Origin of the sequence: Anaerococcus nagyae, from assembly GCF_017874535.1 — a bacterium.
Taxonomy (GTDB): Bacteria; Bacillota; Clostridia; order Tissierellales; family Peptoniphilaceae; genus Anaerococcus; species Anaerococcus nagyae.
Window position 1 is genome coordinate 1 of sequence record NZ_JAGGLS010000008.1, and the last position, 24879, is coordinate 24879.

Consider the following 24879-nt stretch of genomic DNA (forward strand, 5'->3'; position numbering starts at 1 on the left):
ATCTATAATTTTATCATAGATGATTAGGTTCATTTTTAAGAACTATGCTTAAAGCTGTTCTTATACTATTAGTATATGAGCAAGCACAGTAAGTGAGTACCCACTTACGAAAAATTGATGAAGCAGAACCTTTATGGACTGCTTCTTTTTTTATCAATTTTACCTTGTTAGGGAGAGCCCTAAGACCCCAATATTTTATGATAAGGAGATATACTATGGATAATAGAAAAAGAAATAATCAACTAAAAATATATTTAACAGATGAAGAAAAGGAAGTTTTTGAAAAGAAAATGAAACTTGCTAATTGCAAAACTATGTCCCACTTTCTTAGAAAGTGCGTATTAGAAAAAGAAATTTATGTAGTAGATTTAGAACCATTTAGAAACCTACAATGGCTACTTTCAAATGCAACAAATAATATAAACCAGATTACAAAAGCAACTAATACAACTGGTGTTATTTACAAAAATGAAATTGAATCTATGAATAATCAGATAGAAAAATTATCAAGAGAAATATGGCAGATCCATTCCCTACTTCTTAATAAATCAAAAGAAAGTTCTGGTGATTAGTATGGCAATTACAAAAATACATCCTATAAAATCAACTCTAAATTTGGCAATAGATTATATAACCAAGAGTGAAAAAACTGATGAAAAAGTCTTGGTTTCTTCATTTAAATGTCATCCATATACTGCCCATATTCAGTTTATGAAAACACGAGAAGACAATGATACTAAAGGTACAGTTTTGGCAAGACATTTAATCCAATCTTTTCTACCAGGAGAGGTTGATCCTATAAAAGCTCACGAAATTGGAATGGAATTATGTAAGAAAATTTTAAAAGAAGATTATGAATTTGTTCTTGCAACTCATATAGATAGAGGGCATATCCATAACCATATTATTTTTAATAATGTTAATTACAAGACTGGTAAGTGCTACCAATCTAACAAAAAATCTTACCACAAAATCAGGTATCAAAGTGATGAATTATGTAAAGAAAATAAGCTTTCAGTCATTGATGAATATTATGAAGCTTACAAAAGAAAATATAAAACTTCTGGTAAATCCTGGTATGAATATGAACAAAACAAGAAAGGAAATTCTTGGAAGTCTAAACTTCAATTTGATATAGATAGAATGATTAATAAGTCTAAATCGTGGGAAGAGTTTTTAGAAAATATGAAAACTCTTGATTATGAAATTAAGTTTGGTAAACACATTGCTTTTCGTCATAAAGATAAGCAAAGATTCACAAGGGCAAAAACTATCGGAGAAGATTATACTGAAGAAAAAATTAAAGAAAGAATAGATTTAGCTATTAAAAACAAAGCTAATCCTATTAAAAAACGTGTAGGAAATGTTATTGATATATCTACTAATAAAAAAGCTCAATCCTCAAAAGGTTATGAAGTCTGGGCAAGAAAACACAATATCAAAACAATGGCTGATTCAATAATTAAACTTCGAGAACAAGGAATTAATTCAATTACTCAACTCGATGACCTGATCAAAAAATCTGCCGATGATAGACAAGATTTGTTAGATAAAATAAAGAAAATTGAAACTGAAATGAAGAGTTTATCTCAAGATATGGAAAATGTAAATACTATAAATAAGTATCGTGAAATCTACAAATACCATAAGAAAAATCCTGAAGATAAACAATTTGCAGATGAATATTATAGTGAACTTTCAGTCTACAAAATAGCTGCTAAAGAAATCTTGGAAAGCTATAATAAACTCCCCAATACAAAAGAAATATTAACCAAACTCGATAAATTGCAAGAAAAAAAGAACACACTTATGGAAGAGTATTCTTTAAATAAAGAACAATTTTCTGACCTAGTTCAGTATAGGAAAAACTATGAAAATTATTATGGGAAGGAAGTGGAAAGAACTTAATAAAACCTTCGAATATTTTCTATAAAGGTCTCTTGGAGTTGGTTAAATAAACGCCGTCTGTCAAGTTTCCTCTATATATTTCTTCCGCTAAATAAGATAGTAGTTCTTTTTGTGAATCCTTGTCGTCAGGAAAAATTATTTTATTTTCTTCATTAATATCAATTTTTAAGTTTAATTTTTTTGCAGACTTAATGATTTCATCTACAGAATTATTCTCAAGAACTCCAGAATCTAATATATATGCAATTTTTCTTCTAGTCCAGTTATTACAAGACTCAGCTACAGAATCTATATCATCTATAGAGAAGCACTCGTTAGAGCAAAATTTTTTTATATCATCGGTTGTTGCTTCTCTATAATATTTGTTTAGGTTAAATATTTGATTCGCCCAATAATACGATTTAAAATATAGATTACCATATTCGTAGTATGCGTCTATACAATCAGTTATAACAATACCTGGTTTATTTTCACATGAAAATGTATGTTTATTAAAAAAAAGTGTAAAATTATGGCTCTTCAGTATTTGTCTGTTAGGCAACCTTTGAAAGATTATTTTTTCGCAATCATCATAATCTGAAATAGGCACAAAGATAGCTTTAAGATCTAGCTCATTATCGGAGTTAACAGAAACTTGAGTCACTCCCAGAGGATTATTTATAGCTTCCGTTATTTCATTTGGCAGATCAAAATTTTTTATTACTAAACTCTCATCATTCTCAGGCTTATATGAACCATCAAATTCAATTGTGTTATCTTTGTACCCTTCTATACTTTTAGTAAGTGAATTTTTGATACTTGCATCGTCTTCTCTTTGGGTCTCTATCATTTTTACAGATGTTGAATCTCTACCTGCATTTTCCAAAACATAAATCAATATTCTACCTCCATTAATATATCTTCGAAAATACGTATTACTTTTCTAACGTCATTGCTTTTTCTAATATTTCTCTTGCTTAATAAAGTGAAATCTTTTCCTTGTTCCGTGCTAATTTTATATGAGTTATATCCTACTATCCTAAGTATTGGATTGTTTGTTGTTTTATTTCCTAATACCAATAAAATAGCTGCAATACCCATTAAAATCCAAGAATAATTATCTATTTCTTTTCTTAATAAATTTTTTATAAATGGAGAAAAATACGATAAAAAGCTTGCTATATACCAATTGTTTCCCTCATCATCAACATTAGTTACATTAACTTTAAATACTTGTAAATTATTTCTTAAATATTTAATAAATATTATTTGTGATATCGCTAATATAATGGATATCAATAAACATATCAATCCGACTATTGATTCCTTAGACATCAACGTGGACACTCCAATCGCAAGTATATAAGGAATAATAATTGATGAGTTGAAAAATACATGAGAAAACTTATTTAACATAAATACCTCTACTAATTAAACTTTAACAACTTTCTATTATCAAAAGCACAATCCATAACATCCACAAAATAAATCGAATGCTTTATATTTTCTAGTAGTCGCCTTTTGCTTCCTCATTTCTATATTCAATAATATCTCCAATATCACATTGAAAATACTCACAAATCTTTCCCAATGTTTCCAAACTTACATTTTCGTCTCTTCCCATTTTTGCTATTGTTTTGGGTGTTGTTGCGATTGCACATTGTAAGTCTGTTTTTTTCATATTTTTATCTATTAATAACTTCCATAATTTATTATATGAAAATCCCATATCATTCTCCAATTCTATATTTTACCTTTCTAAATGTATAGATTAACTACCTAATTATAGCATATAACGCAGATTTCTTTCAATCGTATGATTTACTGCGTTAAACTAAGCAAAAAAATAAAGGCAGTCCGAAGACTACCAATTTTTATCTCTCATCTCTTTAATTATGGTAAGTAAATAAAGAATTTTCCTAAAGATATGGAAAATATAAATACTATAAATACATATTATGAAGTTTATAAATACCGTAAAAATCCTGAAGTTAATTCTCTAATAAATATCAATATGTCTTAGTATCTTTTAAATTTTTAAACAATTTCCCAGTTCTATAGACAGGTTTAATAGGTTCTATTTTACAATTCAAAAATCGCATCTGCAAATTTATTCAAAAATTTCATATCCAGTGAAACTGTGGAAATCATCTTATATTTGCTTCTATATTTTTTGATTAGTTCAGATATTTTTATAAAAATTTTCTCTAGTATATCACACGTATATCTTATTTTTTTCTAAATCCAATACACGATTGCAAATTAAACTTGCAAATTCAAAATCATGGGTAGCTATAAAAATAATTTTATCTTTTGAATGTGACTTTAATAATTCTACAGTTTTAATCATATTTTTATAATCAAGCCCACTTGTAGGCTCGTCTAAAATAAAAATTTCTTTGTTACACAATAGTCCACAAACTATGGCAAGTCTTTGCTTTTGTCCCCCAGACAAAGTGTTAGGGTGGCTATTTTTATAATTATATAAGTCAAAATCATTTAGAAGTTCATTAATTAAATCATCTTTTACGTTCTTTATTCCTAATTTACATTCAGCAAAGACACTCTCAGCAAATAATTGATAATTAACGTCTTGCATAACCATATAAGATATTTGTTTTCTTGCTTTTTCATCAATTTTTTTAGATTTTAAAATAAACTCACCCTTATAATCAGTATAAAGTCCACAAAGAGTTCTTAAAAAAGTAGTTTTCCCTATGCCGTTAGATCCTAAAACAGCAATAATATCATCCTTGTTTGCAGAAAAACTAAGTCTATCTATAAGGCATGTATCTTTCCTATAAATTGAAACATTATTCACCTGTAAATAAGACTTATCTATAATTGATGATTTTTCTATTATATTTAAACTAGGTTTGTTTCTTGTTCTTAAACCCATAGTCTTAATTTCATCTTCAGATAAACTTAAAAAATCTTTATTGGAAAAAATTTTATCAATTTTCCCATTCTTCATATAAATAATTCTATCAACTAAATCCATTATATAATAGATTCTGTGCTCAGATATAATAACTGTTTTACCACTCTCCTTCAACATGGATAAGTGTTTTTTTAATATATCAATGGTCGGTATATCCAAATTAGAAGAAGGCTCATCAAGTAAATAAATATCTGGATTTGTTGCATAAACTGATGCAAAAGCAATTTTTTGTTTCTCTCCTCCAGATAAATGAAAAATATTTCTATTTTTTAGTTTATTTATTTCTAATTTATTGCAGGTTTCATCTAATTTCTCTTCTAAAATTTTTCTTTCTACTCCTTGGTTTTCTAGTGCGAATACAATTTCACTATTTGTATCTACATTAAAGAATTGGGTTCTAGGATTTTGAAAAACACTTCCGACATTTTTTGAAAGTTCAAACATTTGATAGTTAGATAATAATTTATCATTTATTTTTACATCACCATTTAAATCTCCTTCATAATAATATGGTATCAACTTATTTATAAGCCTTGTAATAGAGGTTTTTCCAGATCCAGAAGAACCACATATTAAAATAAACTCTCCTTTTTTTATTTCTAGATTTATATTATCTAGGCTAATATCCTTAGTGTTTCTATATTTGAAACAAACTTCATTTAACTTAATCATAAAAATACCTCAAATATATTGTAAATGCAGTAATCATTACTCCAATTATTAGAGATAAATAATCTAAAATTCCAAAATTAATTCTTATAATTGAAGTTCGTTTATTTGGTGATTCAATTCCTCTTGTGATAGAAGCTATAGTTAATTCATCTGCTGCTTTTGCTGCCATAATTATCATAGGAGAATAAATGCATTCTACGGTTAAAGAAGGGTTTTTTATAAATCCAAAAAAGGATGGAGAAATCCCTCTAAGCCCCATTGAATCTTTTATATATCGCCAATCTTCTTTTACTGTTGGCATGTACCTAAGCATTACTGCTAGGGGAATAGAAATTTTTTTAGAAACATTAACGTAATCCATAGCAGATAAAAATTCCCCCACTTTCGTTGTGCTTAGTATTGTCATAGAAAGCATACATACCGGATAAATTTTATTAACTAAACCCAAAAATGGCATAAATATGCTTCTAAAAGTATTACTTCCATATCTTACAGTTAAAATACTAAGAAAATATACTAATAGATATATTAATATCCCAGTAAAAGCAATTTTGATTTTTCTATTTATAAGACTAAAAATAGCAATTAATGCTACAAAAGCTAATTCATATTCTATTGAGGGCAAAATACTTGATATAATTATGCACAAAAATAGCAAAACTATTTTTGTGCATGGATTAATATGTGTATTCAATTCTCCTGAAATCATAAAATACCCGCCTTTTCAAATTGCTTTTTCAAAAGTTTAGAACCTATAAAAGCACTAAATAAAGCAACTAAAAAAGTTCCAATTACAATAACATAAATCATCCAATCAGCAGCTGCTGCATTCATAGACTCTATATATGTTATATCTGTCCCCTTTTCTATCATTGCATTTGACCAAGACTTAGGATCCATGAAATATACGACAAAAGTCCCTATATCTCCAAGTGCAAATACTCCAAAAGAAAGGATGTTAATATTTTTACTTTTATAAGCCTTGCTTCCTGCTATAAATTCAGCAATTATACCCATAACTAAAGTTCCAAGACCCATAGCCCAATGCATGCCAGTTGCAAATCTCAAAATACAAATTATTATTGCCAAAATAGCAATCGTTCCTCTTTTAGACACTTTCGAAATCAGAAACATAAATATTATTCCTGACAAAAGAGCACTACCCATTGGCTGATAAAAGGTTAATACAGGATTCATTCCAAAAGGCATTCCCCCAATCATATTAAATATAAAATAGAGAGCTGTGAAAACCCCTATAGTAATCAAATCCTTTGTTTTTAGACCATTCATATTATTTTTATTCATTTTTTCCTCCTAATAAATAAATTCTTCTGCCATTTTTGTCTTTTCTATTAAATTCTTGTAAACTTTTGATTTTTGTAGAAGCTCTTCATGTTTGCCTTGGCTTTCAACTCTTCCGTTTTCAAGAACTACTATCTTATCTGCATTTTCTATGGATTTCATTCTGTGTGAAATGATGACAACAGTCTTATCTTTAATCAAATTATTTAAAGACTCTTGAATTTTTTTCTCGTTGTCAACGTCAAGGCTTGCTGATATCTCATCTAATATTAGTATCGGTGCATCTTTTAAGAAGGCTCTGGCTATTGATAACCTCTGTCTTTCCCCGCCTGATAGCTCAGCTCCGTTCTCACCAATAACTGTATCGAAACCCTTATCCATCTTTTCTATAAAATCTGTGCAGTTTGCAAGTTTCGCTGCTCTTTTAACTTCTTCGTCACTTGCATCTTGCTTTCCGATTCTAATATTTTCCATAACACTTTGATTAAAGAGAACAACATCTTGGAAAACTATTGAGACCTTGTCAAAAAGAGATTCTGTTGATATTTCTTTTATATCTTTGCCATCGATTAATATTTGTCCCTCGTCATAATCATAAAGTCTTGATATAAGTTTCAAGATAGTTGTTTTACCGCATCCGCTTGCACCTACCAAAGCAGTAACCTCTCCCTGCTTAGCTTTAAAGCTTACCCCATTTAAAACTTTTGCGTCTTTATTATAAGCAAATTCAACATCTTTTAGATCAATATCAAATTTTTTTAGTTCATAGTCTTCACCCTCTTGTAGATTTTGATTTTGGATTTCTTTTAGTCTTTCAATCTTTGGCGTTAAATAAAATATTTCCATCAAGCCCTCTTTAGATGCATCTAGAGAGTCTTTTATCTTCATAGCAGCTAGTAAATATCCTACAAGGTAGAGGGCACTTATCTCTTTACTAATAATTAGATTTACGCCAACAAGTATTACGACAGCAAGGGAAATAAAGCTAAATATTGATGAAAGTGACATAGTTAAAATATTTACTATCTCTGTCTTTAAGTGCACTTTTTCACTTTTATCCATTTTTTCATAGAGCTTATCTTTCATTACCTCTGATAAACCATAGGCTTTGATCTCCATTTGCATCTCGATATTTTCCTGAAAACTTTCTGAGTTTTTTCTTAGAATATCATAATATCTTTTTTGTCCCTTAACCTGATATTTTTTAGATAAGGGTATAAATATAAAACTTAAAAGAGATGGAATAATTACAGCTAAGCCCATCTTGACATTACCTATTAGCATCATGACGGATATAAGTGGGAAGAAGAGTGCCATGCCTCCTACTTTTGGTATTGAATGGCTCATTGCATGTTCTATACCTTCAATATCAGCCATAATTGTTTGCGCTAGGTCTGAAATATCATGTTTAGAAAAGTATGATAGAGGTAGTTTTGATAAATTCTCCGCTGTCCTTATTCTTAAATCTGCACTTTCTTGATAGGTTGTGCTATATAATTTATCGTATTCGACAGAAAGCAAAATATACATTGCTATCAAGGTTAGAACTGAGAATACTATATAAAATCCCTTGCTTTTACCCATATTTTCCAAAACTTCCTGAGCAAAAATCATTAGTAATATCGCAGGAAGCATGTTTATACAGTAAACGAAAAATGAAGCCAGTGTTGCTTTACTTAAATTTCTTGCTCCTTTATCTGTAAGAGCAAATCTTTTTTTATAAAACTCCTTCATTTGAAACCCTCCATTCATTCGTACTGTTAAACATCTCTTGCAGTCTCTTATACCTTGTATCTCTTGACATTAAGTCTCTGTCAGGGCCTCTTTCTATGATTTTTCCACTATCCATCACAAGGATTTCGTCTACATCTTTAATTGTAGAGAGCCTATGAGCAATCATGATAACTGTTTTATCTTTCATCAGGTTCTTGAAAGCTTTCTGCAGCTCGTACTCATTGTCAGGGTCAATAGCAGCTGACGCTTCGTCCATAATAATAATCTTGGAATCTTTCAAAATTGCTCTTGCAATAGCTATTCTCTGTTTTTCTCCCCCGGACAAATAAACTCCTTTTGAACCTATGACTGTATTTTCTCTTTCCGGAAATTTGTCTAATATTAAATCGCATCCTGCCAATTTTAAAGCTCTCATAACATCATCTCTTGTTGCATCTTTATTAGCTAAAGCAACATTGTCATAAATGCTTTTCTTGAATAATTTCGAATCTTGAAAAACAAATGAAATAGCTTTAATCAAGGCTTCGTCAGAATATTCACTTATTGGAATCTCGCCTATCTTTATCCTTCCTTCATTTACATTGTAGAAACCTGATATAAGTTTTGCTACAGTCGATTTGCCTGATCCCGATGAACCGACTAGCGCATAGGACTTTCCTTCTTCTAATTTAAAGGATAAATTTTCAATGACAGCTTTATCGTTATAAGCAAAGCTTACTTTGTCAAATTCTATATTGTAGTTTTTAAAATTATTGACATTGCCATGGGCTAATTTGTCTTTTTGCATATCTTCGTAAAGAGCCTCTAAGGTATCTACTGCATAGTTGCCTTGAGAAATGTACATGGAGTACCACATCATTCTCATGAATGAAACAAAGAGAACTCCTGATAAAAATAAAATCATGATAAGGTCAAGTAAAATCACCTTGGCGCTGCCTAAGCTAGTCATAAAATAAACTATTGGAATAATTAAAATTGCAATCAAACCAAAAAATAACCATTGATACAAAACATAAGGCTTTTTACAAGATAGTGAATAATTATAAGCATACTTTGAATAATCTTTAATCGCCTTGTAAAAGCTTTTAAATGACTCGACATTTGCTCTAAATATTTTTACAACTTGCATTCCTCTTACGTATTCAACAGTTTCAGCGCTTAGTTTAGATAGGGCTTCTTGGTATATCTTCATAAATTCTTGCTCGCCCATCATTGCCCCTAAAATTAGGCCGCCGATTATAGTGAGAGCAAGCAAGGTGATGCCAACTCTTATACTTACTATAAAGCCTAATACAAGTACAAGTATAGGTGTGATTATTGCCTGAGAGCTATCGGGAATCATGTGAGCTACAACCTGATGTGTTTGCGCGGCATTGTCATCTATGATTTTTCTAATTTGACCAGAAGGGTTCAAGTCAAAAAACCTAAAACTTGCTTTCTCTAAGCCATCAATCCCCCTTTTTCTTAAATTTGTTTCCAGCCTAAATCCCAAGATGTGTGAAAACATTCCTGAAACAAAATAAAATATTGCTCCACTCGTTAGTGTAATAACAGATTTTAATGCCAAGCTCTCTGCTCCTGATAAATTTGAATTAATTATTAAATTATCTAAAAATTTGTAGATTAAATAATATCCATATACTGTAAGTGCAGCAGATATAGCAGAAAAAACTATAGCTAAAAAGCCAAAATATTTTTTATCTTTCACATAAGCAAATAGTTTTTTATAAATCTTCATAATAACATCTCCTTTCCTTGATATTCCTTTTAGATATAAATTCGCTTAGTAGATAATAACTATCATTGCATTTCTATTATACATCGGTTATAATTACTAATACAATAGTTTTAAATTAATAAGGCTAATTGGAATATTGTCTAAAAGGGATAGGTGCATTATGACATATTATGATCTTGTAAAAGAATATATGAAAGTAGATGAATGTAAAAACAATAAGAAGTACTCAAGTGCAGGTCATACATTTTGTTGGAGTAAAAATAATCTAAAAGAAGCAGAGGGACTTTACTGGTTTTATGAGGGAGATGGATTTATTATTGATATCCATGATTTTTACATAAAAGAAGAATTAATTAAAGAAAGTACTTATAATATCTCAGACTATATTTCAATATATTCAAGTTATGTTGTCAGTGCAAACGGAGAAAAATTTAATCCATATCAAACACTTACTGCAAACTCATTATATACTCTTGATTTTGACAATATACGAGATGATTTTCTATTTTTATTACATGAGAATTCATATTATCTTTGTGTTTCTATTGGATTTAAAAGAGAACTTTTAGAAAAACACCTATCATCTATTAACATTAATCTAAATTCATTTTATTCTTCTTTAATTGAAACGAATCAAATTATTCTTACTAAATCCTTAGAAAAAGTAGCAATGGAAATTTTAAATTGCAAGATGGACGCTCCTGCTGCTGATTTTTTCTTCAAAGCTAAGGCAAATGAGTGGATAAGTATAGTGATAGACACATACTTAAATAGAAAAAAATATAGAATTGAATCTGATGATAATAAAGCACTTGAAGATGTAGCCAGATTTTTAGATGATCATTTCGCCATGAATGTAAATCAGGAAACTCTTGAAAAAATATCTAAGATGAGCGGAACAAAATTAAAAAATCTGTTCAAAGAAAAATATGGTCAAAGCATCACTGAATACACCCAAAGAAAAAGAATGAATGTAGCTGAAACTCTTCTCTTAAATACCAAACTTCCTATAAAAGAAATTGCCGAATCTGTAGGATACACATCCCATAGCAAATTTTCCATTTATTACAAAAGATACAAGGGAAAACTTCCTAGCGAGGTTCGTAATTTAGCTTGCAAGGATCATAATTTAAAATGCGATTATTGTGATTAAAGTATTTTTTACAAGCCATGTTTTTATATGAGTTTAAGTGGATATGCATTTTTTATATGAGTTTAAGTGGATATGCATATATGACCTGAATAAATTATATTTAAAAAATGAGCAAAAAATAAAGGCAGTCCGAAGACTGCCGATATTTATCTCTCTGCACCTTTGTTATGGTCTTTCTTAGTTGACTTAGCTTTGTCGTCTGTCTTAAAGCTTTTTATTTGTCCTAATATGGACTTTTTATCTTTATCTTGACTCTTTACTTGTTCTTTTGCCTTTAAGAGCTTAGAAGACAAAATACGAACATTTTTATGTTCTTTCCCGTTGTTGTCAATGCTTGTTTTTACTTGTCCGAAGATTTTAACAAAATCTCCTTGTTTTAGTTTCTCTAAATCTTTTGTCTTATCTCCATAGGCTGAACAATTGGTATAAACTTTATTTCCATCGTCATCTTTTGAAACAATTGAAAAGTTACTTACCTTGAACTTTTCTCCATTAGCATTTTCTCGTTCAAGATTTTCTACTTTGCCAGCTATATTACCCACGAGATTTATGAGGTCGTCTTTTTCTTCAAGTTCATTGGTATTTTCAACAATCTTACCTTGTTCTTTCATATCATCAATCATATAGTCAAAGTCATCACTTAGTAGACCTGTTGTATCATTGTTCATATATAAAACATAGACTTCTTCAAGTGCCTTTTCATCATTAACACCTTTTTCTATGCTCACAAGTGCTTTTATAAAATCCTTGTAGTTATCATTCATCATTTCTTCTAAGTTTTCTCTAATATCTTTGTATTCCATAATTTCCTCCTTTTTCATAAAGCCGTCTATCTCTCTTTTTTCGTGCTTCCTCTTTCTGCTGACTGATGAGCTTCTTTCTTTTATTTTGTAACTGCTTGATTTCTTCTATGTTTTTCATTTTCTTTGTCCTTTCTTCTTGATTTTAAGCAATAAAAAAACAGTAAACCGATTTGATTTACTGCTTCGTGAATTGCTATCTTGTATCTTTTATTTGGTTATTTGAGTTTAATAAACTGGGATTCATAAATTACTATCTAACCATGTTTTTAGTTCATCAAAACTGTAATCTCCTTTTAACGCTATTCCATCTTTAATAATTGAATTCTTACATTCCTTTTTGTAATCTTCAATCATTCTCCCAAAACCACCTCCGCCATGCGTGCAAAACGGAATAATTGTCTTTCCACTTAAATCAACCGTTCTTAAAAACGATAGCACGGGTGGGGCAAAAGTTTTAAACCAATTAGGAGAACCAATGAAAACCACCTCTGCATTTTCAATAGTTTCCGCCCCTTGAATAAGAGGTGGGTAATATCCTTTTTCAATTTCTTCTCTCGCTTCTTTTACAGCTGTATTATATGAGAATGAATAAGGCTTTTGTGGCTTCAGCTCTCTCAAATCTCCATCAATAATCAACGCAATATCTTCTGCTAATCTTCTTGTTGTTCCTGAATATGAATAATATACAACTAAAGGACTCATTATAATTACCTCCTTAATTCAACCTAATTATTATATCATTTTTATTATATAATGAGTATCCTAAACTTATCCATCCTGTTCACTCCCCCTAAAATATACATAGTGTCTACACACCCTGTAATAATCTACACTTGAAATGTTCCCACAAGGTATTTTTCAAATAGAAAAATGATGCTTTCGGGTAAATGTCAATGCCCGTTCAATGGGCATAGCCGCTACTTCTGCTGCTTCATTTCAATCACTGCATCAACGAACTGTTCCGGTAAGTCAGCATGAATATCGTGACTTGATTCATAACCAGATTTAAGCGTACTGTTTTTGATTAAAGTATGAACTTCTTCTGCATCTTTTTCGTCCATGGCAGATAGCAGTATTCCATTATTATCATAATAGCTCGGCGCGGTTTCATTTGAAGGCGCAACATGAAGAATGATTGTCGGACATTCTATTTCGCTCAACATCTTTTTCTGGTCAACTCCATAAAACCAGGAAAAATCGTAAAAAGCCTCTCCGAATCGAAGATCATAGTTCCCTGTTCCGTCCTGCATGTTACGTGTTAAGAATATAATTCCATTCAGCCCGATTTCAGGAGGATAATACCAAACAATTGGCATTTTTCCACTATTTTCCCTGATTCTCTTGGAAAAAGGATTTTTGACTATAAAGTCCCAATTATCTTTTCCATCTTTATTGAAAAGTGATTTCATGTAAGTATGATTAAGATAATATCTCGTATAATTTTTCTCCACTTTTTGCGCAAGAAAATCATGGATTGTCTTAAACTCAAGATAAGAAAAAGTATTTTCTGCTCTAGCAGGCTCTGTAGAGAAGAAAGGTCCATCTTCAAGGAGAAGCCCTTTTACCTGTTCCTTTTCCTTTGCAGCTATTGCCGCTGATATTAAAGCTCCGGAAGAATGCCCCGAAAGAAATGTTTTATCACGGATTACATCTCTCATAAAATCAATCAAATCATCACGAATGGGAATAAGCTGATATTTGTCTGGATTTTTAGATGATTTCCCATGTCCGTAACAGTCTACTGCAAAGATGTGAAAATGATTTGAGAGTTTCGGTAAAACTTTTGCATAATCTTCTTTCGATACCATCTGACCGTGAATTAGTAAAAGCGGCTCCCCATTATCAGGTCCTTCTAAGTATGATATCTCACTGCCATCGTTCGCTTTGTACACTTTTTCTGTAAATCCTAATTGCTTCCCTTTTTTCTTCATAAACAGATCATTTCCATAGTCAAAGTAAATCGTTCGATATGCAAAACCCACTAGAATCACAACTATTACAATCAAAATAACCATAATAATTTTTAATCGTTTCATACGTTTCATAATATCTTTCCTTTAATTGCCTGTAGCATCTCAGCCATTTTATCACCACTTATCAATGCTATTCCCTGATCTTGATCACCCAGCAGGAGAATTGTGTCACCACTTTCTATATGGAACAAATTTCTTGCCTCTTTTGGAATTACAATCTGTCCTTTTGAACCAACTTTTGCAGTCCAAGCATAAAGCCCCTGTTCGTTTTTCTCAGTTTTATTCTCATATTCCAAGTTACTATGATATTGCTTGCTTTTTTTCATATTTTATCTCCTTGAGGGTTAGTATTCTTTGTTATACATTTCATACTATTCATATCATAAATTATTGCCTTGTCAAGTAAAAATATGTTAATCCCAACTCGACAATGCCGTAGCAATTTCATATGCTTTTTATGTTTAAAGTATTCTTACAAAAAATCACCTCGCCATTTCCTGACGAGGTGCCCTATTTTAATATATTCTTTTCATCCATCTCCTTTTATCGCAAGGCCTGATTTGAATTCCACAACCTATTTCTCATCGTAAACCGTAATCTTTTCACTAAGTCGTCTGACCGGAAGTTCAGTGTATTCAGTAATCTACCTGACCCGTTTGTCGAGAAATATACAATTGCAAACAGTTTTATTGTCTGAATATCTCCAAAGCCACCTCCGACTACATTTCTGAAGTCTCAATACGTCAAAAAGCAGTTCCATACTTACATTTCCGGAAGACAGAACTGTTTTTAAAAGATCTAAAAATGAGATTACGATGATGCACTTTTTCTTGGCAATACCATCAAAACCCGTTTATTTCAAGGCTTTTCTATACAGTTCAGTCCCTCACCTTGACATCAATACTATCGTCTCTACATCTGGTAGTTAGATTATATCTTATTTGTCTCTTATAACACAAAACAGCAACTTATATCTATTTTGTATTATAATTGTCTTCTCTAACAACTATTCTGGTCAGGCTATTTTTACATTTTATTGAGGTCATCTATTTTATTAATTTACTATAACCATTCATATAGCTTGAAGTTTCATATATTATTAATCTATAATGAGCAGCCTAATAGTATCCACCCTGCTCACTCCACATAAAATATCCATAGTGTCTTCATATCCTGTTATAATCTACACTCTAACTGTTCCCAAAAGGTGTTTCCCAAATAGAAAATGGCTTTTAAGATTTTCTTAAAAATCCTAATAGCCATTGATTTCAACAGTCTTATAACCCATCATCTTATTTTCTTGACATCAATACTACACTCTCGACATGTCTAGAATTGGGAAATTGGTCTATTATTTCGTATTTTTTTATCTCATATCCATTTGCTATAAAGTCCTTTAAATTTTCTACCTGTGTTTTAGGATTACATGATATGTATACAAACTTCTTAGGATTTATAGCGATTATTTTTTTTAGAGCTTCTGGCATTATGCCTGCTCTGGGTGGGTCTAGGATTACTACATCGTAATTTCCCTTTACATTTTCAATTTCTTCTAAGACATCCCCACATAAGAAATTTATATTTTCAATTTCATTTAATCCTGCATTTTCTTTTGCTTTTTCGACTGCTTCTGCTACTATTTCTATACCTGTAGCAGATTTTGCTCGGCTTGCCATTACTTGGGTGATGGTTCCTGTTCCAGAGTATAAGTCTAATATGTTCATACTCTCATCTATTTCTGCAAAATCAAAGGCTTTCTTGTATAGTTTTTCTGCAGTAAATACATTTGGTTGGAAGAATGAAAATGGAGAAATATTAAACTTAAGTCCTAGCATCTCTTCTGTGATATGCTCTTTACCATAAAGTAACTCAACTCTTTCAGGAACTACTGCATCTGCTGGGGAGTCGTTGATAACATGAAATATAGAAACTATATCAGCATCTAATTCTATATTTGTTAGATAATTTACAAATAGTTTTTTTCTCATATCATCAAAGCTATCCTCATTTGTAGTTACGAGTATTAGCATGATTTCATTTGTTCTAAAGGCTTTTCTAATTATAAAATGTCTAAGTAGACCCTCTCTACGTGACTTATGATAAAAACTTGTCTTTTTTTCTCTAAAATAATTTTGAACAGCAAGTCTTATCTTGTTAAAATCATCATCTATTACATTGCAAACTATAGTGTCTACTATCTCATAAAATCTATTTTGCCTATGTAAGCCTAAAACTAAATCTCCACCCTTTTTACTATCTCCAAAGGTGTATTCCATTTTATTTCTAAAGCCTTCTGTTATTGGAGACCTATTTATAGAAATATCACCGTCATAATCTATATTATTATCAGCAAATAGTTTTTTTATCATATCAAGTTTAAGCATTAATTCTGTTTCATATGGAAGCTTTTGATAAGCACATCCACCACAAATATCTGCTACTGAACAATGATTTCTACTATTTTCTAGAGATGAATTCTCAATTAATTTTAAATATTTGCCCTTTTTGAGATCTTTTCTATTTCTCGTTATTTTTACTAAACATTTTTGTCCAAGAAGACCTCCCTTAAATTCAACTATATTTTCATTTTCATCTTTACCAATCGATATATTTGGATATCTCATATCATAGACTGTCACTTCACTTGTCTTTGCTTTTCTCACCTAGTTCCTCCCAAAAGCTTTTTACTTCTTTATTAAAAGTCTTACTATCATTCACTATTTTTATATTTTTATTTTTCCAATGCTTGGGATAAAGCATGTAATATTTATATGAATTAAATCTATCATCTACAAGATAAATTATTCCCTTATCATTCTCACTACGAATAACTCTTCCAGCAGCTTGAAATACTTTGTTTATTCCTGGATAAGTATAGGAATAATCAAATCCACTCAATTGTCTTTTATCAAAATATTCTTTGATTAGATTCCTTTCATCCGAAACTCCTGGCATACCTACAGAAATTATCATAGAACCTATTAGCCTATCTCCTACCAAATCTACTCCCTCAGAAAAAATTCCACCAAGTACTACAAAAGCAGTTCTATTAGATCCTTTTTCAAATTTTTTTAAAAACTTAGTAATTTCTTTCTCACTCATAAATCTATCTTGGGTAGTTATATCATCGTCAAATCTACTTATATAATCATCATAGACGGCTGATAAATAAGAATATGAAGGGAAAAATATAAAGTAATTACCTTTTTTTGAGTTTATAAATTCATTTATAGTTTCACTTACTATGCCAATATTTCTATCTCTATCCTTATATCTAGTACTTATTTCACGAATGTAAAGATCAAAATTTTTATCATCAAAAGGCATATCCAGTTTAAGTTTTAAGCTATCTTCTGCTCCAAACATCCTAGTAAAGTAATTCATAGGAGAAAGGGTTGCTGAAAAAAATGCAGTAGATCTTGCGTTTTTATACGTATTAGCTAAAACTTCTGAAGGATCAATACACTTTATCTGATAAATTATATCGTCATTATCTTCGTCATAAGAGATTACACTGTAAAATCCATTAGAATATCTATCCTCTATCCTAAAAAATTTATTTACATCAAAGAACAAATTCAAAAGAGTATCATACAAAGGATCTTCTTTTTGATCTACTAAATATTTTTGCAATGGCTTTAAAAGTTTTATAAAGGCTTTGTCAAAATCATCAATAAGCTCTTCTTGATAGTAATATAGTTTTTTACCATGATTAGCATAAATTTTATCGAATATTTCTATTATTTCATCTATTATTTTTTTAATCTTTTTATTTCTTTTAATATTTATATTTTTGCTTATTTGATAAAAACTAGCTTTACTAAAACTAAAGCTATACATGCCGCGTGATCTTTCTAATAGATTATGAGATTCATCAACTAAAAATATATACCTATCTATTACATCATCAAAAAATCTCTTCAAATAAGTATTTGGATCAAAAACATAATTATAATCGCAAGCTATAAAATCTGCATAAGATGAGATATCTAGTTCAAATTCAAATGGGCACACTCTATGTTTTTCTGCATAAGAAGTTATTATATTATAATCCATAATATCTTCATTTTCTAATATATCTTTAAGAGCTCCATTTATTCTATCAAAATGCCCTTTTGCAAATGGACAATCTACTGGATTACATTTAACTTCATCATTAAGACAGATTTTCTCTTTAGAAGTTATGGACAAAGCCTTTATAGATAGTCCTTGATTCTTAAGGATATTTATTGATTTTAGAGCTTCTTTAGCCTGAGTATTTTTGCTAGTTAGATAAAAAATCTCATCAGATAGATCTTCCCCCATAGATTTTATAGAAGGAAATACTGCAGATATCGTTTTGCCAATTCCAGTAGGTGCATCTACAAATAGTTTTTTGGAGTCTAAAATTGCAGTATAAACTGCGACAGACATTTTTCTTTGACCTTTTCGATATTCTTTATATGGAAAATCCAATTTTTTTATAGAATCATTTCTCTTTTGATTATTAATCGCAAGAATTTTTGAAAAGTTTAAATATTCTTCTAAAAGTTTATAATAAAAATCTTTGAGTTCTTCAAAGCTAAATTTATCTCTAAATATTTTTGTAGAATAATCATCAATATTTACATATGTTAAAGTTATAGACATACTTTTAAGCTTATTATCTAAGGCATAAAAATATGCATAGCACATCGCCTGTGCCCAATGAAGTTTATTACTATCATCAATTTCTGATAAAGCTCTAGTGGTAGACTTTATCTCATCTATGACAAAACCATCTTTTTCTGATATTAGCCCATCAGCTCTACCTTCTACTCTAAATTCAACTTCATCAATGGTAGTCGTATTTTTAAGAGAATATTCTTTCTTATAATTTTTACCATATTTTTTTTGTATCGTCTGATGAGCTCTTATTCCCTCAATCATTCTAGTATTATCACGGAATCTGTTATCAACGTCACCAGATCTCATAACAAACTCTATAAGGTTTCTTACTGAAATTTTAACTAGCATTTTATCACCTTTTACTAGTATACCTTTTTAGGGTATAAATTGATAAAGAGTCTAGGAGGATTTTATGAATGAAACTATAAACAAACAACTTGATCATAGAACAATAAGAGAGTTTAAAGATGAAAAAATTGATGATAATACTATTCAAACCCTACTTGATGTTGCTAATCGAGCACCAACTAGTAATGGGATGCAACTCTTAAGTATAATTAGAATAACAGATCAGAAACTTAAAGATGAACTGGCTATAAATGGCAATCAAGAATACATGGCACGTGCCCCTTACTTGTGGGTTTTTGTAGTAGATTTATATAGGAATTATCAAATAGCAAAAGAAAATAATGAAGAAAATGATGAAATGATTGGTTTTGATAAATTTATGCAAGGCTATAACGATGCAATGATAGCTTCCCAGAATGTTACAGTTGCTGCTGAAAGTCTTGGGCTTGGTGTCAATTATTTCGGTAATATCCATAATGATACTTCTAAAGTTATTGAACTACTAAAACTTCCTAAACTAACATTTCCAGCTGTAGGGTTGGGGTTCGGTTATCCTAATCAGCAACCTCAACTTAAGCCAAGAATGGATATCAAACTCAAGAATTTTGAAAATTCTTATGAGATTTTTGATAATTATAATGAAAAAATTTCAGATTATGATAAAGAAATGACAACTTATTATGATTTAAGAGATTCAAATAGAAGATCCGATTCATTCTCTAGACAAATACCTAAAAAACAAGGCAAGCTGATTGCAAATAGAGATAAGATATTTAATACTCTTATAAATCAAGGATTCCTTATAAAATAAGATGGATAGAACCATCTTATTTTTTTAATACAGAAACATTAGAATTATCTTTTATATAAAATCTATAAGGATAATCTACTGCTTCTTTAGAATAATCTATACCTATTCTTTTATCAATAACTATATTAAAATCTGAAGAATTATCTTCTAAATATATTTTATCTGAAAAAAGATCTAATCCATTAAGATCCTTATTAATTTCTAAAGCTTGAGTTAATTTCCCTGGACCATTTGTAAGATTCTTTTTCTGATAATTATTTAATTTATTAAAAATTTTTCCAAATCTATTAATGCTTATATTATCAATTTTATTTAATGGTTCAATGGCCCTAATAAGGACTGCCTCTGGAAAATTTTCATCTAGTGTTACAAAATTCATCAAATAATGGATACCATAGGTTTGGTAAACATAAATAGTACCTGCTTTCTCATACATAATTTTATTTCTGTCAGTTTTTCTTCCACCAAAAGTATGAGCTGCTCTATCGTTTATTCCAAGATATGCTTCAGTTTCTACAATTTTTGCTTTATAAGTAATTCCATTAGTATTTCTAACAATTATTTTTCCCAACAACTCTTTTGACACTGTTAAAGTATCTCTATTAAAAAAATCTTTTCCTATCATTTTCCCTCTTTTATTTTTTATGATCTCATATATATGTTATCATATAATTATCAGAGTAGATAGGAAGCATTAAGTGTTAAGAAATGGGTTGTTGTTCTTAAACGAAGCATATCGCTATGATTTTCTGTCGCAACCGCTGCCTCTGATAGAAAGGGGATAAATTTGAATAAAAAAATAAGCACAAAGGATTTAACAACAATAGCCTTGCTGACTGCGTTATCTGTAGTTTTTAAATTTTTCAGTATAAACGTAGGTGATACTAGAAGATATAGTTTTATATTACTACCTATAATGATTTCTGGAATTTTTTATGGACCGTTAGCAGGAGCAATCACTGGAGGATTAGGTGATATCATAGGAATCTTAGTTCTTCCTCAAGGTATATTTCATCCGGGTTTTACCTTGACAGCTATTCTTACTGGATTTTCATCAGGAATAATTAGTAAAAAGATTTCGAATACTAATATTAAAAATAAAAATCTTGTAACAAGTTTAGCTTGTTCTATTTTTAATTTCTTGATAGTAGGACTTTTTTTAAATACTATATGGCTTTCTCAATTAACTGGAGCTAGCTATTGGCCACTTTTGATAAGTAGAATCATAAAATCAATTATAGAAATGGCTATGAATTGGTTATTACTATATTTAATCTTTCCAAAACTAAATAAAATTATAGTTAAATAAAGGTCTGTTGCAAAACTATGAATAAATCGTCCCATCATTAAAAAGTTCTCTTAGAAAATTTTACCTCCCATGCTCGGTGGTCCAATTTTAGTCTGCCAGTGTCATGGCAAAATTTCCTTAGAGATTTTTATAATGACTTTGGGGCAATTTATTCATTCTATAACAAGCCTGATTTTTTATTATATAAACCTATTTTATAGACTATTCTTTTTAATATTACATATATATGTTATCATGTAATCATCAGAGTAGATAGAAAGCATTAAGTGTTAAGAAATGGGTTGTTGTTCTTAAACGAAGCATATCGCTATGATTTTCTATCGCAACCGCTGCCTCTGATAAAAGGAGGATAAATTTGAATAAAAAATTTACGATTAATAAACTAACCAAAATAGCAATTCTAGCAGCATTGTCAATTGTTTTGAGAAGATTTTTCACTATAACTATTCCTGTCAATAAAAAAATTGGAATTGGTTATATGCCAATAATCTTATCTGGTATTTTCTATGGTCCATGGTTCGGAGGGCTAACTGGTGCTCTAGCTGATGTAGTGGGAATGTTAATCAATCCAGATGGAATATTTCATCCAGGTTTTACTTTAAGTGCATTTCTAATGGGATTTGGACCAGGTCTAATTTCTTTTTATTTTTTTAATGATAAAATAGAAGAAAAACTTAATTTAAAAATAATCTTAAGTTGTATATTTGGCTTTATGATCATTAGACTTTTATTAGATTCTATTTGGCTACAACAATACTCAAGAAATCCATATCGGATTTATGTTTTAAGAAGGGTTCCTAAACAACTTATAGAAACAGTTCTTAATACTATCATTTTAAAAATAATAGTACCAAGAGTCCAAAAATATGCATATGCATAATATGATGTAAGCATCAAGCTTTAGGTTTATCAACAATGGAGATATATAGTCTTAGTAGAATATATAATATAAATTAATTTCTCTCTAATACTCATATCTTCATTCTTTATTTTAGTCATTTATTTCTTATACTTACTATTAAATTGTCTTTAATTTCAACTTAATTTTTTATAATTTCTACTATAGTGTTACAATAAAATTAAGTGGTTTACTATGAAAAAAATTTTTCTTATAAAACGTACTGATCCCAAAAGTTGAACTAACAAATCAACTTAAGGAGGTCAGTACAATCTATTAAGTATAGCCTTTTATTTTTTATTGTAAGATTTTTTAACATTTAGAAAAGAATTCGATATAGATGATAAGGCATATAATTATATGTATCCTATGTATGATTTTTCTATAAAAATAAGTGTTAAAGATAGAAAAGGATTTGAAAGAAGTAAAGAATTTATGTTGGAAAATAAGATGATTGAAAATAATTTTGATATTGAAGAATTATTTTAAAGCTAATATAATTTTACTTTCTAAATAAAATGAGATGTTGCACAATGAATAAATCGTCCCAAAATCATTAGAAGAGTCCTACGAAAATTTTGCCTACACGATACGACAGGCTATGTAAAAAATTTCCTAAGAGAACCTTCTAATGATAGGATGATAATTATTCATAGTTTTTCAGCAGCACTTTTTATTAATTTTCTTCAATAAATTTATTTATATAATTAACTACTTCATCTAAATATGAATCATCTCCCGCATAGCCAGTAATAAGATGTCCATGCTCTTTAACCTTACCTACTATCATAAGATTTCTGTAGAGTTTATTTTCTCCTGTTCCTTGATATCTCATATCTGTAATTATTCCAATTATCATTCTAGGAAAGTCTATATTATTTTCTTTTTCAAATTCAGCCATAACTCCATGAGCCATAATCTCTCCTGATACACCATCATCTATGGTTAGTCCATCAAGACAAGCTATTAAAATATTTGATTTTTTTAGCTCGGCTGTATCAGCTTGAGAAATTTTAATGTCGGTAATTATATCGTCATTATTTTTCTTATCATTTATATCTGCATTTCGTTGAGGTACATATAATTCTAAATTTGTATTATTTTCAATATATGATGCAATGTTTTCTGTCCATTTAAACATAGCATCATTAAAAAAATGACTTGCTAAATATCCTCTCATTATCTCTCCTAAAAACTTCTTCCTGCGCCACCACCACCAGTGGTACCTCCACCACCTGTAAATCCACCAGATGAACCAGATCCACCAAATGATGAGCCACCTCCAAATGAAGATGAGTTGCCCCATCCAGATCCTCTAAATGGATCGGATCCTCCATAACGGCGGTAAGAATTATATGGATTATTATAATATCCTCTTCTATATCTACGCCCCGGTCTACCATAAAAGCTATATCTAGTAAACATATTACTTATAACTATGAATATAAAGAACATAAAGATAATTGTTCCTAAGCTAAGACCGCCACTATAAGATTCTGAATCAGCATCTAAGTAATAATCATAATCTCCAGTAAGTTCAACTCCATATTCATCTGCTATTTCACCTACTATAGCATTAAAACCCTCATTAATAGCCGCAGAATAACTCCCACTTTTTAGATTAGACATCATAAAGTTGTCTATAATTCTACCTACCTTACCATCATTAAGTCTTCCCTCGATACCATAACCTGTAGAGATAAAGACTTCTCTTTTATTAGTAAAGTCATCTTGGGTAATAAGCATCAGTACACCATTTTTTTTATTTTTATCACCTATTGTCCAAGAATTAAATATCTTTGTAGCTAAATCACTTGCAGGTAAACCATCTGGATTCTTCATAGTTACCACTACTACTTGAGAACCTGTCTTTTGTTCAAGTTCTCTATTTGTCTTAGTAATATTTTCTTTGGTATCTTCATCAATCATACCTAAATCATCTAGATAAAAGCTATTTGGTGGACTTGGTATGGATGTATCTGCGAAAGAAACTAAAGGAAAAAATAAAAAGATTATCGAAAATATTAAATTGATTCTAAATGATTTTTCCCTTTTCATATTTACTCCTATTTTTTATCAGAATTAAAGTCAACTGTTGGTGCATCTTGGGCTTTTTCACTAGCTTGAAAATATTCTGCCTCTTTATATCCTGTTATTCCTGCAATTAAATTGGTAGGAAATCTTTTCAAGTCCGAATTATATTCTTTTACTGCTTGGTTATAGTTGCCACGTTCTACAGAAATTCTATTTTCTGATCCTGCAAGTTCATCCATTAACTGTGTGTATTGGGTATTTGCTTTTAAATCCGGATAATCTTCTGCAACAACATTTATCTCCCTAACAGCTTGACTAAGTTCTTCATTTGCTTCAGCAAGTTCTTTTGGAGAACTAGCATGATTAATACCTGCACGGGCTTCTGTTACTTTTGTAAGTGTTTCACCTTCATAGTCAGAATAACCTTTAACAGTATTTACTAAGTTAGGTATGAGGTCTGCCCTTCTTTGCACAACATTTTGAACTTGAGCATAAGCTTCATTAACATTTTCTCGACTTCCTGCAAGTCTATTATAGGTTGGAACTATAAGTATCAATAAGGCAGCCACTATTATAAGTATGATTCCTACTGCTCCAATACCTTTTTTCTTACTATATTGTCTATTCAT

General features: G+C 30.0%; 26 protein-coding genes and 2 riboswitches. Of the genes, 7 read left to right on the forward strand and 19 right to left on the reverse strand.

Translation table 11 applies throughout. The annotated features are described in order from the left end of the window. Window positions 1–215 precede the first annotated feature (215 nt). Complete coding sequence (locus tag J2Z39_RS06765; RefSeq protein ID WP_209814447.1) at window positions 216–572, forward strand: plasmid mobilization protein; 357 nt, start codon at window positions 216–218, stop codon at window positions 570–572. Between the two features lies 1 nt (window position 573). Continuing rightward, the gene (locus J2Z39_RS06770) at window positions 574–1908 is read left to right on the forward strand and encodes a relaxase/mobilization nuclease domain-containing protein (RefSeq protein ID WP_209814449.1); all 1335 of its coding nucleotides are present in this window, start codon (window positions 574–576) and stop codon (window positions 1906–1908) included. A 19-nt stretch (window positions 1909–1927) separates the two neighbouring features. Here the strand turns inward: J2Z39_RS06770 and J2Z39_RS06775 are convergent, their stop codons facing one another. From J2Z39_RS06775 to J2Z39_RS06810, 8 genes are all read right to left on the reverse strand, one after another. Then, window positions 1928–2785, reverse strand: a complete 858-nt coding sequence (locus tag J2Z39_RS06775; protein ID WP_209814451.1) for a Kiwa anti-phage protein KwaB-like domain-containing protein — start codon at window positions 2783–2785, stop codon at window positions 1928–1930. After that, on the reverse strand, window positions 2782–3303 hold the full coding sequence (locus J2Z39_RS06780) for a hypothetical protein (RefSeq protein ID WP_209814453.1): 522 nt from the start codon (window positions 3301–3303) through the stop codon (window positions 2782–2784). The genes J2Z39_RS06775 and J2Z39_RS06780 overlap by 4 nt, the downstream gene beginning before the upstream one ends. A gap of 91 nt (window positions 3304–3394) precedes the next feature. Then, complete coding sequence (locus J2Z39_RS06785) at window positions 3395–3616, reverse strand: helix-turn-helix domain-containing protein (protein ID WP_209814455.1); 222 nt, start codon at window positions 3614–3616, stop codon at window positions 3395–3397. A gap of 486 nt (window positions 3617–4102) precedes the next feature. Further along, window positions 4103–5500, reverse strand: a complete 1398-nt coding sequence (locus J2Z39_RS06790; protein WP_209814457.1) for an ABC transporter ATP-binding protein — start codon at window positions 5498–5500, stop codon at window positions 4103–4105. Beyond that, window positions 5493–6209, reverse strand: a complete 717-nt coding sequence (locus J2Z39_RS06795; protein WP_209814459.1) for an energy-coupling factor transporter transmembrane component T — start codon at window positions 6207–6209, stop codon at window positions 5493–5495. Before J2Z39_RS06795 ends, J2Z39_RS06790 begins: the two co-directional genes overlap by 8 nt. Continuing rightward, on the reverse strand, window positions 6206–6805 hold the full coding sequence (locus J2Z39_RS06800; RefSeq protein ID WP_209814461.1) for an MptD family putative ECF transporter S component: 600 nt from the start codon (window positions 6803–6805) through the stop codon (window positions 6206–6208). The genes J2Z39_RS06795 and J2Z39_RS06800 overlap by 4 nt, the downstream gene beginning before the upstream one ends. A 9-nt stretch (window positions 6806–6814) precedes the next feature. Continuing rightward, a complete protein-coding gene (locus J2Z39_RS06805; protein ID WP_209814463.1) occupies window positions 6815–8536 on the reverse strand; it encodes an ABC transporter ATP-binding protein in 1722 nt (573 codons plus the stop codon). Continuing rightward, window positions 8520–10274 (reverse strand): ABC transporter ATP-binding protein, encoded by a 1755-nt coding sequence (locus tag J2Z39_RS06810; RefSeq protein ID WP_209814465.1) that lies wholly within the window; start codon window positions 10272–10274, stop codon window positions 8520–8522. The genes J2Z39_RS06805 and J2Z39_RS06810 overlap by 17 nt, the downstream gene beginning before the upstream one ends. 160 nt (window positions 10275–10434) lie before the next feature. On the opposite strand from J2Z39_RS06810, the gene J2Z39_RS06815 reads away from it, so the two are divergent. Continuing rightward, on the forward strand, window positions 10435–11427 hold the full coding sequence (locus J2Z39_RS06815; protein ID WP_209814467.1) for a helix-turn-helix domain-containing protein: 993 nt from the start codon (window positions 10435–10437) through the stop codon (window positions 11425–11427). Window positions 11428–11573: 146 nt separating this feature from the next. Here the strand turns inward: J2Z39_RS06815 and J2Z39_RS06820 are convergent, their stop codons facing one another. From J2Z39_RS06820 to J2Z39_RS06850, 7 genes are all read right to left on the reverse strand, one after another. After that, a complete protein-coding gene (locus J2Z39_RS06820; RefSeq protein WP_209814469.1) occupies window positions 11574–12230 on the reverse strand; it encodes a DNA-binding protein in 657 nt (218 codons plus the stop codon). Then, entirely contained in the window at window positions 12211–12348 is a 138-nt protein-coding gene (locus tag J2Z39_RS06825; protein ID WP_209814532.1) for a hypothetical protein, read from the reverse strand. The genes J2Z39_RS06820 and J2Z39_RS06825 overlap by 20 nt, the downstream gene beginning before the upstream one ends. A 122-nt stretch (window positions 12349–12470) precedes the next feature. Continuing rightward, entirely contained in the window at window positions 12471–12932 is a 462-nt protein-coding gene (locus J2Z39_RS06830) for a flavodoxin (protein WP_209814471.1), read from the reverse strand. Window positions 12933–13147: 215 nt separating this feature from the next. After that, window positions 13148–14275, reverse strand: coding sequence for an alpha/beta fold hydrolase (locus J2Z39_RS06835; protein WP_245325736.1), 1128 nt, complete (start codon window positions 14273–14275; stop codon window positions 13148–13150). Beyond that, complete coding sequence (locus J2Z39_RS06840; RefSeq protein ID WP_209814473.1) at window positions 14272–14529, reverse strand: AbrB/MazE/SpoVT family DNA-binding domain-containing protein; 258 nt, start codon at window positions 14527–14529, stop codon at window positions 14272–14274. Before J2Z39_RS06840 ends, J2Z39_RS06835 begins: the two co-directional genes overlap by 4 nt. Before the next feature lie 966 nt (window positions 14530–15495). Beyond that, window positions 15496–16866 carry a 23S rRNA (uracil(1939)-C(5))-methyltransferase RlmD gene (gene rlmD, locus J2Z39_RS06845; protein ID WP_342589595.1) on the reverse strand — a complete coding sequence of 457 codons (1371 nt, stop codon included), beginning with the start codon at window positions 16864–16866 and terminating at the stop codon, window positions 15496–15498. After that, window positions 16844–19198, reverse strand: a complete 2355-nt coding sequence (locus tag J2Z39_RS06850) for an ATP-dependent DNA helicase (RefSeq protein WP_117522243.1) — start codon at window positions 19196–19198, stop codon at window positions 16844–16846. Before J2Z39_RS06850 ends, rlmD begins: the two co-directional genes overlap by 23 nt. A gap of 64 nt (window positions 19199–19262) precedes the next feature. Between J2Z39_RS06850 and J2Z39_RS06855 the strand changes: the two genes are divergently transcribed. Beyond that, window positions 19263–20009: an NADPH-dependent oxidoreductase gene (locus tag J2Z39_RS06855; protein ID WP_117522242.1), complete on the forward strand. Its 747-nt coding sequence runs from the start codon at window positions 19263–19265 to the stop codon at window positions 20007–20009. Between the two features lie 16 nt (window positions 20010–20025). On the opposite strand, the gene J2Z39_RS06860 is transcribed toward J2Z39_RS06855, so the two are convergent. Beyond that, window positions 20026–20634, reverse strand: a complete 609-nt coding sequence (locus J2Z39_RS06860; RefSeq protein ID WP_209814475.1) for a DNA-3-methyladenine glycosylase — start codon at window positions 20632–20634, stop codon at window positions 20026–20028. A gap of 49 nt (window positions 20635–20683) precedes the next feature. Beyond that, a riboswitch (THF riboswitch) is annotated at window positions 20684–20775 on the forward strand. A 21-nt stretch (window positions 20776–20796) separates the two neighbouring features. On the opposite strand from J2Z39_RS06860, the gene J2Z39_RS06865 reads away from it, so the two are divergent. The 3 genes from J2Z39_RS06865 to J2Z39_RS08625 all read left to right on the forward strand — a co-directional run bounded on the left by J2Z39_RS06865 (window position 20797) and on the right by J2Z39_RS08625 (window position 22705). Continuing rightward, a complete protein-coding gene (locus J2Z39_RS06865; RefSeq protein WP_181965154.1) occupies window positions 20797–21318 on the forward strand; it encodes a folate family ECF transporter S component in 522 nt (173 codons plus the stop codon). Window positions 21319–21560: 242 nt separating this feature from the next. Beyond that, window positions 21561–21652, forward strand: a riboswitch (THF riboswitch). Window positions 21653–21673: 21 nt separating this feature from the next. Beyond that, window positions 21674–22198 (forward strand): folate family ECF transporter S component, encoded by a 525-nt coding sequence (locus J2Z39_RS06870; protein WP_181965153.1) that lies wholly within the window; start codon window positions 21674–21676, stop codon window positions 22196–22198. A gap of 378 nt (window positions 22199–22576) precedes the next feature. Continuing rightward, window positions 22577–22705: a hypothetical protein gene (locus J2Z39_RS08625; protein WP_281063107.1), complete on the forward strand. Its 129-nt coding sequence runs from the start codon at window positions 22577–22579 to the stop codon at window positions 22703–22705. 187 nt (window positions 22706–22892) lie between these two features. On the opposite strand, the gene J2Z39_RS06880 is transcribed toward J2Z39_RS08625, so the two are convergent. The 3 genes from J2Z39_RS06880 to J2Z39_RS06890 are packed head-to-tail and all read right to left on the reverse strand — an operon-like array spanning window position 22893 to window position 24879. Then, window positions 22893–23396 carry a nucleoside 2-deoxyribosyltransferase gene (locus tag J2Z39_RS06880; protein ID WP_209814476.1) on the reverse strand — a complete coding sequence of 168 codons (504 nt, stop codon included), beginning with the start codon at window positions 23394–23396 and terminating at the stop codon, window positions 22893–22895. 8 nt (window positions 23397–23404) lie between these two features. Beyond that, window positions 23405–24274: a TPM domain-containing protein gene (locus J2Z39_RS06885; RefSeq protein WP_117522237.1), complete on the reverse strand. Its 870-nt coding sequence runs from the start codon at window positions 24272–24274 to the stop codon at window positions 23405–23407. An 8-nt stretch (window positions 24275–24282) separates the two neighbouring features. Continuing rightward, entirely contained in the window at window positions 24283–24879 is a 597-nt protein-coding gene (locus tag J2Z39_RS06890) for a LemA family protein (RefSeq protein ID WP_117522236.1), read from the reverse strand.

Excerpts from the sequence above, each read along its gene's own strand:
- J2Z39_RS06855 (WP_117522242.1), top strand. The coding sequence starts at position 19,263 with ATGAATGAAACTATAAACAAACAACTTGATCATAGAACAATAAGAGAG.
- J2Z39_RS06765 (WP_209814447.1), top strand. The coding sequence starts at position 216 with ATGGATAATAGAAAAAGAAATAATCAACTAAAAATATATTTAACAGAT.
- J2Z39_RS06805 (WP_209814463.1), bottom strand. The coding sequence starts at position 8,536 with ATGAAGGAGTTTTATAAAAAAAGATTTGCTCTTACAGATAAAGGAGCA.
- J2Z39_RS06830 (WP_209814471.1), bottom strand. The coding sequence starts at position 12,932 with ATGAGTCCTTTAGTTGTATATTATTCATATTCAGGAACAACAAGAAGA.
- J2Z39_RS06840 (WP_209814473.1), bottom strand. The coding sequence starts at position 14,529 with ATGAAAAAAAGCAAGCAATATCATAGTAACTTGGAATATGAGAATAAA.
- J2Z39_RS06820 (WP_209814469.1), bottom strand. The coding sequence starts at position 12,230 with ATGGAATACAAAGATATTAGAGAAAACTTAGAAGAAATGATGAATGAT.
- J2Z39_RS06890 (WP_117522236.1), bottom strand. The coding sequence starts at position 24,879 with ATGAATAGACAATATAGTAAGAAAAAAGGTATTGGAGCAGTAGGAATC.
- J2Z39_RS08625 (WP_281063107.1), top strand. The coding sequence starts at position 22,577 with ATGTATCCTATGTATGATTTTTCTATAAAAATAAGTGTTAAAGATAGA.
- J2Z39_RS06815 (WP_209814467.1), top strand. The coding sequence starts at position 10,435 with ATGACATATTATGATCTTGTAAAAGAATATATGAAAGTAGATGAATGT.
- J2Z39_RS06785 (WP_209814455.1), bottom strand. The coding sequence starts at position 3,616 with ATGGGATTTTCATATAATAAATTATGGAAGTTATTAATAGATAAAAAT.
- J2Z39_RS06795 (WP_209814459.1), bottom strand. The coding sequence starts at position 6,209 with ATGATTTCAGGAGAATTGAATACACATATTAATCCATGCACAAAAATA.
- J2Z39_RS06810 (WP_209814465.1), bottom strand. The coding sequence starts at position 10,274 with ATGAAGATTTATAAAAAACTATTTGCTTATGTGAAAGATAAAAAATAT.
- J2Z39_RS06850 (WP_117522243.1), bottom strand. The coding sequence starts at position 19,198 with ATGCTAGTTAAAATTTCAGTAAGAAACCTTATAGAGTTTGTTATGAGA.
- J2Z39_RS06885 (WP_117522237.1), bottom strand. The coding sequence starts at position 24,274 with ATGAAAAGGGAAAAATCATTTAGAATCAATTTAATATTTTCGATAATC.
- J2Z39_RS06780 (WP_209814453.1), bottom strand. The coding sequence starts at position 3,303 with ATGTTAAATAAGTTTTCTCATGTATTTTTCAACTCATCAATTATTATT.
- J2Z39_RS06835 (WP_245325736.1), bottom strand. The coding sequence starts at position 14,275 with ATGAAACGTATGAAACGATTAAAAATTATTATGGTTATTTTGATTGTA.
- J2Z39_RS06770 (WP_209814449.1), top strand. The coding sequence starts at position 574 with ATGGCAATTACAAAAATACATCCTATAAAATCAACTCTAAATTTGGCA.
- J2Z39_RS06860 (WP_209814475.1), bottom strand. The coding sequence starts at position 20,634 with ATGATAGGAAAAGATTTTTTTAATAGAGATACTTTAACAGTGTCAAAA.
- J2Z39_RS06800 (WP_209814461.1), bottom strand. The coding sequence starts at position 6,805 with ATGAATAAAAATAATATGAATGGTCTAAAAACAAAGGATTTGATTACT.
- J2Z39_RS06825 (WP_209814532.1), bottom strand. The coding sequence starts at position 12,348 with ATGAAAAACATAGAAGAAATCAAGCAGTTACAAAATAAAAGAAAGAAG.
- J2Z39_RS06880 (WP_209814476.1), bottom strand. The coding sequence starts at position 23,396 with ATGAGAGGATATTTAGCAAGTCATTTTTTTAATGATGCTATGTTTAAA.
- J2Z39_RS06790 (WP_209814457.1), bottom strand. The coding sequence starts at position 5,500 with ATGATTAAGTTAAATGAAGTTTGTTTCAAATATAGAAACACTAAGGAT.